The sequence below is a fragment of the Kitasatospora sp. MY 5-36 genome, from assembly GCF_001182915.1.
In the GTDB taxonomy this organism is placed as follows: Bacteria; Actinomycetota; Actinomycetes; order Streptomycetales; family Streptomycetaceae; genus Kitasatospora.
The window spans coordinates 17,161-27,405 of sequence record NZ_LFVW01000092.1 but is presented as its reverse complement, the minus strand read 5'-3'; the positions used below and the strand labels follow the sequence as shown (position 1 = coordinate 27,405).

7 protein-coding genes are annotated in these 10,245 nt (G+C 74.9%); 1 reads left to right on the top strand and 6 read right to left on the bottom strand.

The window, feature by feature from the left end; genetic code table 11:
- Nucleotides 1–470 (top strand): sugar phosphate isomerase/epimerase (locus AE652_RS07785; protein ID WP_049650444.1); only part of this gene is annotated, 470 nt, incomplete at its 5' end.
- A gap of 78 nt (nucleotides 471–548) precedes the next feature.
- On the opposite strand, the gene AE652_RS07780 is transcribed toward AE652_RS07785, so the two are convergent.
- From AE652_RS07780 to AE652_RS07755, 6 genes are all read right to left on the bottom strand, one after another.
- Nucleotides 549–1,250 carry an aspartyl/asparaginyl beta-hydroxylase domain-containing protein gene (locus tag AE652_RS07780; protein ID WP_049650443.1) on the bottom strand — a complete coding sequence of 234 codons (702 nt, stop codon included), beginning with the start codon at nucleotides 1,248–1,250 and terminating at the stop codon, nucleotides 549–551.
- Nucleotides 1,251–1,284: 34 nt separating this feature from the next.
- The gene (locus AE652_RS07775; RefSeq protein WP_049650442.1) at nucleotides 1,285–2,511 is read right to left on the bottom strand and encodes an MFS transporter; all 1,227 of its coding nucleotides are present in this window, start codon (nucleotides 2,509–2,511) and stop codon (nucleotides 1,285–1,287) included.
- Complete coding sequence (locus AE652_RS07770; protein ID WP_049650441.1) at nucleotides 2,496–3,764, bottom strand: ATP-grasp domain-containing protein; 1,269 nt, start codon at nucleotides 3,762–3,764, stop codon at nucleotides 2,496–2,498. The genes AE652_RS07775 and AE652_RS07770 overlap by 16 nt, the downstream gene beginning before the upstream one ends.
- The gene (locus tag AE652_RS07765) at nucleotides 3,761–5,035 is read right to left on the bottom strand and encodes an ATP-grasp domain-containing protein (protein WP_049650440.1); all 1,275 of its coding nucleotides are present in this window, start codon (nucleotides 5,033–5,035) and stop codon (nucleotides 3,761–3,763) included. The genes AE652_RS07770 and AE652_RS07765 overlap by 4 nt, the downstream gene beginning before the upstream one ends.
- Nucleotides 5,036–5,132: 97 nt before the next feature.
- A complete protein-coding gene (locus AE652_RS07760; protein ID WP_234348280.1) occupies nucleotides 5,133–5,915 on the bottom strand; it encodes an SDR family oxidoreductase in 783 nt (260 codons plus the stop codon).
- Between the two features lie 5 nt (nucleotides 5,916–5,920).
- Nucleotides 5,921–10,228 carry a non-ribosomal peptide synthetase gene (locus AE652_RS07755; protein WP_049650438.1) on the bottom strand — a complete coding sequence of 1,436 codons (4,308 nt, stop codon included), beginning with the start codon at nucleotides 10,226–10,228 and terminating at the stop codon, nucleotides 5,921–5,923.
- Nucleotides 10,229–10,245 lie beyond the last annotated feature (17 nt).

Here is a 10,245-nt window from a genome sequence, read left to right as displayed (position 1 = left end):
GCATGGTCGGCGCGCTGCGCCAGCTGGTCCGGGCCGTCCGGCGGCTCGCGGAGGTCGCGGAGGAGGCCCGGCGGCTGGGCGTGCGGGTGCTCGTCGAGACCCACGACTCCCACCGGGGCGGCCGGGCGGTGGCCGGGCTGCTGGCCCGGGTCGCCCACCCGGCCGTCGGCGCCCTGTGGGACCTGATGCACACCCACCTGGCCGGCGAGACCCCGGCCGAGACCCGGGCCGCGCTCGCCCCGTACCTCGGCCACGTCCAGGTCAAGGACATCGCCGGCCCGCACGACCGCACCCCGCTCCCGCTGGGCGCCGGCGTCCTGCCGGTCGCCGACTGCCTGCGCCTGCTGCCGCCCGACACCTGGGTCTGCTGGGAGTACGAGGCGCCCTGGCACCCGGCCGCCGCCCCGCTGCCCCCGCTGCTCCCCTCGGGCGCGGCCTTCCTCGCGGCCCTGCACCGCCCGTCGGGCTGAGCACCCCGCCCGCCGGGGCACACGGGTGCGGGGCGCCGGCCAGGCCGACGCCCCACACCCACGCGGCACCGCGGCCGCTCAGCTGTGCATCACGTCGTACTTCGAGGCCTCGACGAACTGCGGGGCCCACTTCTGCTTCAGACGCAGGCAGTACCGGTTGAGCAGATCGGCGAACGGCCCCATCGGGCGGCGGAAGTCGACGATCACGATGACCCTGGGCTCGTCGCTGTGGTTCTCCACCTCGTGCTCGAACGAGACGTCCAGGACCGTTCCCTCGCCCTCCCGCCAGGTGTAGTAGTCGCGGTCGAGCCTGATCCGCGGCGGGTTGTCCTTCGGGATCCGCAGGCCGAGGTGGTAGCGCAGCACACCGGCGTACGGGTCCCGGTGGGCCGGCAGGCCGACGCCCGGGTCCAGGATCGAGATGAACGCGTTGACCACGTTGGGCGTGGACATCGCGAAGTCGAGCAGCGCCGGGCAGTCCTTCCTGGCCAGCTCGTTGGGCCGGCCGTACATGTAGGCGTAGTAGAGGCGCCAGTCCTCCGAGACCTGGGCCGCGCGCACGGGGTCGAAGGTCCCGTAGGTCGGGATGCTCGTGCGGCTCAGGAGCGCGTCCACCTCCGCCCGGACGGCGGGGTAGACGGCCTCCAGGGCGCGTACCTCGGGAAAGACCGTGCGCGGCGGGATGATCCGCGGGCGGCCCTCGCCGCCCGCACCGCGCAGGAAGATCCAGTTGGTGACGGCCCGAAAACGCGGGTGGTTGACGCTGGGTGAGCCTTTCATCGTCCGCTCCCGATTCCGTGTGTCCTGAGACGTGTCATGAGTCGATGGCGATGGCTTTGCGGGGTGGCGGCGTGGTGAACCCGGCGATGTACCGGCCGGCTCCGAGCACCGCCACCAGGACGATCCAGCCCGCGACCGGCGCGGCGGTGACCAGGCCGGCGACGAGCAGCGGGCCGGCGGCGCCCTGGGTGGTCTCGCCGAGGACGCAGGCGCTCTGGTAGAAGCCGTGCTCGTCGGCCGCCGCGAGCACGGCGGACAGGCCCCACTCGCCCGCGGCCTCCAGCAGTTCGCCGCCGGTCAGCGCGATCGTGGCCGCGACGAGCAGGACGACCTGCCAGCCGGTCGGCGCGAACCGGACCAGGCCGAGCAGCAGGCAGCAACCCGCGGTCCACACCGCGGAGTTCCGGAAGCAGCGCAGCGCTCCCTCGCGCGTCGCCGCGCGCCTGCTCACGGCCAGCTGACCGCCCACGGCGATCAGCGAGTTGAGCATCACCAGCCAGCCCAGCACGGACACCGGCACCGAGGCGTGCCGGGTGACCCAGAGCGGCAGCACGGTGCTGAGCAGCGTCGTGTGGACCGTCAGGATCCCCGTCGCCGCGGCCAGTGCGCCGCCGGTGCGCAGACTCCGCGCGCCGACCACCCCCGGTGCGCGGACGGAGGGGGAGCCGCGCCGGCCGGCGCCGAGCGAGGTGGTGGCGAAGCACGCCGCCATGACGAGGTAGCCGCCGCCGATCAGCAGATAGGCGGTCTCGTAGGCGGACGGCGAACGGGAGGCCAGCAGCCGTACGGAGCACAGCGCGCCGAGGGCGAACCCGATGTTGGTGACGGTGCGCGCCCAGGCGAGCGCCTTGACGCTGTCGCCTCCGGCGCCGGCCAGCATCGCGCGGCGGACCACGTTGCCCGCGCTGTCGAAGCCCCCGGCCACGCAGAGCACGAGCAGCAGGGCCCACGGTGTGTGGACCCGGGCCGAGAGCGGGACCAGCAGCGCCGCGCAGACGGCGGCGACGCTGCCGACGGCGCGGCCCCGGCCCCGGTCGACGAGCAGGCCGGTCGGGACCGCCACCGCCGCCGAGGCCGCCCCCCAGAGCGTCAGGCCGGCCGTCGCGAGCAGCGGCGTCAGCCCGACGATCTGCAGCAGGTAGACCATCACGGTGGCGAGGAAGGCGCCCTTGCCGACGGACAGCACGAGCGTGGCCGAGAGCAGCGCACCGGTCCGCTCGGGCGGCCTGACCCGGGCCGCCGCCGCTACGCGGGCGAGCACAGCCCGCCCCGGGAGGCCTGCCAGGTACGGGCCGTGCCGTCCGGCTGCCCGAAGGTGAACCGCAGCGGGGCCAGGCAGCGGTCCAGGGCCCGGAGCATCGCCGCGTGGTCCGCCGCGCCGCCGCGCAGGAAGTCCAGCCGCATCGTCATCACGCTCGGTTCGAGCTCGCTGCCCACCGGCACCCGGGTGACGTAGTCGACGAGGCCCGGCTCCCGTTCGGCCTCCCGCACCCCGTCCACCCGGCGGAGCGCGCCGCCGGCCAGCGGCGGCAGGTTCCAGTACTGGAAGGCGACGTCCCCGGGGGCGGGTGCCGACGGTTCGACCGGCTGTCCGCAGGCCACCGCGATGCCCAGCTCCAGCAGGTCCAGGCCGGTGGTCCGCCGGTGCAGGTCGGCGATGAAGGCGCCGAGCCGCCCGTTGACCTCGATGATCCGCGGGCCCCGCGCGGTGAGCTTGATCTCGGTGTGCACCAGGCCCCGCCGGATGCCGAGGGCGCGGGCCGCCTCGGTGGCCAGCCGGGCCACCTCGCCGCTCTCGGCGGGGGACAGCTGGGAGGGGAAGAACTGGCCCTGCTCGCGGAACGGGTCGAGCAGCGGGAACTTGCCGGTGACGCCGAGCGTGTGGACCGCGTCGTCGGCGACGAGCGACTCCACGGACACGTAGTCGCCGAAGTCGCCCTCGTCCCGGCCGCGCAGGTACTCCTCGACCACGAACGGGCGCTCGGCGGTGGGCGTCAGGTCCGCGGGGTAGCCCTCGGCGTCCGCCACCAGGTGGGTGTCGCGGCTGCTGTGGCTGTGGACCGGCTTGACGACCACCGGACCGGCCAGCTCCCGTACCGCCGCCAGGGCCTCCTCCCGGCTCGTCACCGGGATCGACCGGACGGCGTCCACACCGGCCCGCGCCAGCCGTCCGCGCTGCGCCCGCTTGTCGGTGAGCAGGGTGACCGTCTCGGCCTCGTGGAACAGCAGCCCCAGCCCGTCGCCGAGCCGCGCGGTCAGCGGGACCAGCGGCTCGCTGAACGTGGTGATGCCGCAGGGCCGGTGGGGACGCAGCAGGGCCAGCGCCGGCTCCGGGGCGTCGGGCTCGCACTCGACGACCGGCCCGAACCCCTCGTACGCCGCCCGCTCCGGCGCCCCCAGGGCGCCGGCGACGGCCACGAAGACCGGGCGGAGGCCGCGGGCCCGGACCGCCGCGGCGATGGCGGCGGGGCCGACGGCCGCGCCCGGGACGACAGCGACGACGACGGTGCTCATCTCTCACCTGACTCTGTGTCGGACAACCGGTAGACTTGGTCCTTGAGCTCCTCGATGCGCCGGTGGTCGCGGTGGATCGCGTCCGCGGTCCCGGCGCACTGGAAGATCCTGAGCGTGCTGGAGTAGAGGTCGACGGTCGGCCGGATCCGGTCCCCGGGCCCGAGCTTCAGGTTCAGGCCGAACACGCTCTCCAGCCCGGCGATCCGCCGCACCGCCCGCTCGTCGACGCTCTCGACCACGCCCGACAGCGTGGTGGAGGTCGTGCAGCAGACGGCCTCCTCGAACTTGTGGTAGCCGCGGCCCGCGTACTCGGCGGCGAACCGTTCGGGCCGCAGGTACGCGAGCGCGCTGAGCGTCGCCTGGTTGGCGCCGGTGCAGCGGTCGTGGAACCCGGGGTGCATGTTCCCGGCGATCCGCGAGCCGACCTCCACCAGCGCCGGCCCGTCGGCGGTGACGATCACCTCGGCGTGGCTCGGCCCGTGGCGGACCCCCAGCGCGGCGAGCGCCCGGTCCACGTAGTCGGTCAGCTCGGCCGCCGGCGGCTCGGCCGGCGACAGCAGGCGCTCGCGGTCGTAGATGTTGCGGCCCGAGGGCAGCAGGCGCTTCTGGTACTCCCACACGCCGCACACGTAGCGCCGGCCCTCGTGGGAGACCATGTCGACGACGTACTCCGTCCCCTCCAGGTAGGACTGGACGAGCGCCTCGCGGTTGGGCGAGCCGTAGATCGTCTCGGTGTCCAGGACGGCCTTCGCCGCGGACCGCACCTGCTCGGCGTCGGCGCAGACGACGACCCCGTCGCCGGCGGCGGAGTCGAGCGGCTTGACGACCACCGGATAGCGCCCGGCGCGCTGCGCCCAGTCCACCAGGGCCTGCGGGTCGCCGCTCTTGAACTGGTCGGCGCAGTGCAGGCCGGCGGCGCGGAGCACCTCGATCATCCGGTACTTGTTCCGGCGGGCCTCGGAGAGCTCCGTCCCGTTGGTCGCCAGGCCCAGCCGCTCCGACAGCCGGTCCGCGAGCAGCACGCCCGGCTCCTGTCCGGCGAGCACGCACACCGGTGCGTACCGCGCCAGCTCCGCCACCGTCCGGTCGAGGTCCTCGTGGACGATGTTCGCCCGGTAGACGGTCAGGTCCGGGGCGGGCATGGAGGGCATCAGCCCGGGGGTGCTCTGGACGTGCACCAGGTCCGCACCCAGGGCGGTGAACTCCGGTGGCAGGTAGCCGCCGGAGGTGTAGGCGTCGACCAGTACGGCGACCGGCCTGAGCTGTGACAACGTTCCTCCTCGTCATGTCGGTCGGACGGAGCCCGCCGGGCGGACGGCCTCAGCGCGGAAGCCTCCGCGGCGTGCTCCTCCGGGTGGTGCGGGGCACTCAGACCTTCTGACGGGTGGGGCGGAGCCGGATGTCGTCGAGGTGCACGTGCGTCGGGCGGCCGACCGCGAACTCGACGACCGACGCGACGTCCTCCGGGGTCAGCAGCGGCCCGCTCTCGGCGGCGACCGCCTCGAACCACGCGCTGTCGTAGCCGGCGGCGTCCTGGAAGCCCGAGCGGACGAAACCGGGCTCGATCAGGGTCACCCGGACGTTGTGGGCGCAGACCTCCTGGCGCAGCGCCTCGACCAGCGAGTGGACGGCGAACTTGGTCGACCCGTACACCGGGTTCGCGGCCGAGACCTGCCGTCCGACGGTCGAGCCGATGACCACGATGTCGCGGACCCGCCGCCCCCCGTCCAGCTCCGCCTGCCGCACGAACTCGGCCGCGGCGTCCCGGAGCTGGTGGAGGACGGCGAGGACGTTGACCTCGATCAGCCGCTCCCAGCGGGTGGGGTCCGAGCCGAGCACGGTGCCCGGCAGGCCGTGCCCGGCGCAGGCGACGAAGATGCTCGCCGCCTCCCACTCCGCCGCGGCCGCGGCCAGCAGCTCCCGCGCGTGCCCGGGCGTCGTCACGTCGCCCGGGAAGGGCCGGACCGCCCCCGGGGCCTGGTCCGACTCGGCCGCCAGGTCGGCGAGCCTCCTGCCGTCGCGGCCGGTGGCCAGCACCCGCACGCCCTGCCGGGCGAAGCGCGCGGCGATCGCGCGCCCGATTCCGGAGGAGGCCCCGGTGACCACGGCGACCCGCTTCTCGTCCATGCCTGTTCCCTGTCTGTCGTCCATGTCGGTTACCTGGTGCCCGCGGAGGGGAGTTCGCCCTGCTGCCCGAGGCCGGTGAAGAAGGCGTGCAGCCAGGAGCCCGTCACCTCGGGGAACTCCACCCCCAGCCGGGCCAGCAGCCGCCGGGTGCGGGTGTGGTCGTACCGCACGTTGCGGTCCGGTCGGCCGGCCCAGAAGTGCGCGAGCGAGAGCTGCTCCCCGCCGTCGCCGAGGTAGCGGCCGAACAGCTCCGCGAAGCCTTCCGCCCCGTCCTCGGCCAGGGCGTACCCCTGGTCGCGCAGGACCGTGAAGAGCCGCTCGTAGGACACCTCGTGGTGGGTGTCGAGGTGGAAGGTGCCGCCCCGCACCCGCGCGCTGCGCGAGATCTCCAGGATGCCCCGCGCCACCACGTCCACCGGGCTCAGGGCGAGGGTCAGGGCGCCGACCCGGGGCACCCGGCCGATCCGCACCGACGCCCGCAGCAGCTGGACCAGCCGGTTGTCGCCGCCGTTGCGCTGGAAGCGGCCGGACACCGAGTGGCCGCTGACGTTGCCGGAGCGGTAGACGAACGCGTTGCCGCCCTGGGTGGCGAAGCCCTGCACGAGGCGCTCGGCGTCGTACTTGCTGCGCTCGTACTCGTTGAGGAACTCCTGGCCGATGTCCAGGCTGTCCTCCGAGAAGACGGCCGGCTCGCCCGGCGCGCCGGCGCCGCAGACCGCGAGCGTCGAGACGTAGTGCAGGTCCTTGGGCCGGCCGGTGGTCGCCAGCCGGATCATCGCCCGCACCGGCTCGGTGTTCTGCCGGTCGAAGGACTCGCGGTCGCCGAACAGCCTGGTGTCGGCGGCCAGGTGGTAGAGCGCCTCCGCCTCGTGGCACAGCCGTCGGTAGTCCGGCTCGGCGAGGCCGAAGTCCGGCTCGGCGAGGTCGCCGGCCAGCACGGTGAGCCGGTCGGCGTACCGGTCGAGGCGACCGTCCGGGACGTACCAGGCGTAGGCGTCCGCCAGGCGCTCGGAGGGTGTCCGGCCCTCCTTCGCGCGCACCAGGCAGACCACCTTCGACCGGGTGCGGGTCAGCAGGAGGTCGAGCAGGTGCGCGCCGATGAAACCGGTCGCGCCGGTGAGCAGGACGGTGCCGTACTCGCGGACGGACCCGGCGGGCGGCTCGCACTCCAGGGCGCCCGGCACCTGGGCGAGGAGCCCGGTGCTCGATCCCGACTCCAGCACGAACCGGCCGTCGGCGGGCGGGAGCCCCGCGCCGCGCAGCAGGTGGTCGCGGGTGGCGCGGGCCAGGTCGAGCATCCGCTCGGGGTCGTGGCGCGCGGGCGTGTAGGACAGGTCGGCCACCAGCTGCCCGTCGTGGACGCGCGCCGTGAGCTTGAGGCCGTAGCCGCGGTCGTTCTCCGGGCCGCGGACCGGCCCTACCGGGTGGCGCGAGGGCCGCAGGTGCAGGTCGTCGCCGAAGGGCAGGGCGAACGGGCCGAGGTAGTTGAAGCAGACGTCGGCCCGCTGCGGCTGCTCGTGCAGGCCGTAGGCGACCCCGAGGGCGGGCACCTCGGCCAGGGCCGCCGCCGCGGACTTGCCGGTGGCGGCGAGGTCCCCGGCGACGGTGCGCACGCTGACGGGGAACGTCGAGGTGAACCAGCCCACCACGCGGGAGACTTCGAGCGTCTCGTCGAAGCAGATCCGGCCGTGGCTCTCCACGTCCGCGACGAGTTCGTCCGTGCCGAGCTGCTCGGTGAGCGCCTGGGCGAAGGCGCCCAGCAGTGCCGCGTGGGCGGGGATGCCGGAGCGGGCCGCGGCCTCGGTCAGGGCGGCGCTCTGCGCGCGCGAGAGCCGGAACCAGAGGGCCTGGGCGTCGCCCTCGCGGTTGTCGCCGGGGGCGTCGGGCCGTGGCGCGACGGCGGGCAGCCGGGCCAGGGAGTCGAAGTGCGCGAGGTCCCCGCGCAGTTGAGCGGTCCGGTCGCGCAGGTGGGTGGCCCACTGGCCGAAGCCGGTCGGGCCGGGGGCGGTGGTGGGCTCGCCGCCGCGCAGCCGCTCGCTGTAGCAGCGGCTGAGGTCGCTGACGACGATGCGCCAGGAGACCGCGTCGATCGCCAGGTGGTGGCAGATCAGCAGCAGTTCGGCCCGGCCGTCGCCGAGGAAGAGGTGCACCTTGAAGAGGTTGCCGTCCGCGATGCGGATCTCCCGCTGGAGGGCGGCCGCGACGTCCCGGACGGTCCGGGCGGCCGGGCCGTCCTCCTCGGGCAGCCGGGACCAGCTGAACGCGTCGGCGGGATCGACGAGTTCGCGCCGCCGGCCGTCGGCTCCCGGGCGGAACGCGGTGCGCAGCATGGGGTGCAGGCCCACCACGTCGGCGACCGCGGCGGCCAGCTCGGCCGGCCGCGGCGTGCTGTCGGTCTCCAGCAGCAGGGCCTGGTTCCACTGGTCGGGCTGGGCGAACTCCTGCCGGAAGAACCAGGTCTGGGCGGGGGAGAGCGCACGGTCGTCCGCGACGACCCGGGCGGCGGACGCGCGGCCGTGGTCGTCGCCCCCGCGGTCCTCCCGCAGCCGGGTGGCCAGGGCGGCCGCCGTCGGCTCGGCGAGGAACGCCGCGGCCGACACCCGGTAGCCCTTGGCCTGGAGGTCCGCGATGACCTGGATGGCGTCGATCGAGCTGCCGCCGGCCTGGTCGAAGTCCTGGTCGACCGCGAAGTCGCCGTGGCCCAGGTGCCGTTGCCAGGAGGCGAGGACGTCGGCGAGCACCGGGTCGCCGCCGTCGGCGGCGGGGTCGGACGGGCGGGGCGTGCGCTCGGCGAGCCGTGCTTCGAGCAGCTCCCGGAGGGCGGCCTGGTCGGTCTTCCCGTTGGCGTTGCGCGGGAAGGCGTCGAAGGCCTCGATCCGGTCGGGGACCATGTGCGCGGGCAGCAGCTCCCGCAACTCCCGGCGCAGCACGGCCGGTTGGACCGCCGGGCGGCCGTCGGCGGCCGGCACCACGGCGGCGACCAGCATCGCCCGGTCCCTGGTGAGCAGGACGGCCACCGCGTCGGCGACCGCCGGGTGCCGGCGCAGGCCCGCCTCGACGTGGCCGAGTTCGATCCGGTACCCGCTGACCTTGACCTGCCGGTCGCCCCGGCCGAGGAACTCCAGCACGCCCCGGGAGTCGGCGCGCACCCGGTCGCCGGTGCGGTAGGCGCGTCCGAGGGCCGGGTCGAGCCGCGCGAGGTCGTCCGTGAAGGCCGCCGCGGTGGCCTGCGGGTCGTCCCGGTAGCCGAGCGCCACCGACGGGCCGGCGATGTACAACTCGCCCACCGCGTCCCGGTCGTGGAAGGTCCCGTCGTCGGTGCGGACGAGGAGCCGGGTGCGGCCCAGCGCGGTGCCGATGGGCACGGAGGCGCCGTCGAGGGCGTCGAGGTCGCTCGCGGCGGTCAGCCGGTGCGCGGCGACGCCCACCGTCGCCTCGGTGGGCCCGTAGTGGTTGACGAGGTTCCGGGTGACACCGGAGTCGAGGATCCGGCGGGCCAGCGGCAGCGCCAGCAACTCCCCGCCGAGCAGCAGGAAGCGCAGCTCGGGCCGGGTCGTCCCGTCCTGCCCGAAGGCCCGGAAGACCACGCTCCAGTGCGAGGGGGTGGTCTTCAGGACGTCCACCCGGTGGTCCTGGAGGTAGCGCAGGAGCGCCGCCGGGTCGCGCCGGGTGGCGTCGTCCACCAGGTGCAGCGTGCCGCCGGTCCACAGCGGGAGGAACAGGCAGGTGTTGCCGAGATCCGCGGCGAGCGTGGTCACGTGCGCGTAGGAGAGCGGTTCGGTGATGTCGAGCCGCTGGAGCAGGGACTCGGTGTAGTGCCGGATGTTGGCGTGCGAGACCTGTACGCCCTTGGGCACCCCGGTGGAGCCCGAGGTGTAGAGCACGTAGGCCGTGTCGTCGTCGTCGGCGGGCCCGGGTGCCGCGGGCCCGCCGGCGGGGGCCGGCGGGGGCACGAGGCCGCCGCCGGCCTCGTGCCCGTCCGCCACCCGCAGTCCGGACCGGCGCAGCTCGCCGTGGTGGCGCGGCTCGGCGAGCACGAGGTCGGGGGCGGCGAGGGCGAGCCGGTTCGCCCCCTCCGCGACCGGCTCGGTGGGCTCGACGAGGGTGAAGGCCGCGCCGGCGCCGAGGACCGCCAGCTGGGCGACCACGGCGTCGGCCGTGCGGTCGAGATGGATGCCGACCAGACAGCCGCGACCGATGCCCGACGCCCGCAACAGGTCCGTCAGACGGTCCGCCCTGGAAGCGAGTCGGGCGTAGGTCAGACGTTCCCGACCCACGACGACGGCCGTTCGATGCGGGTGGGTTCGCGCGTGTGCGCGGACGAGCGCCGGGAGCATGCCGAAGTCCTCTCTGC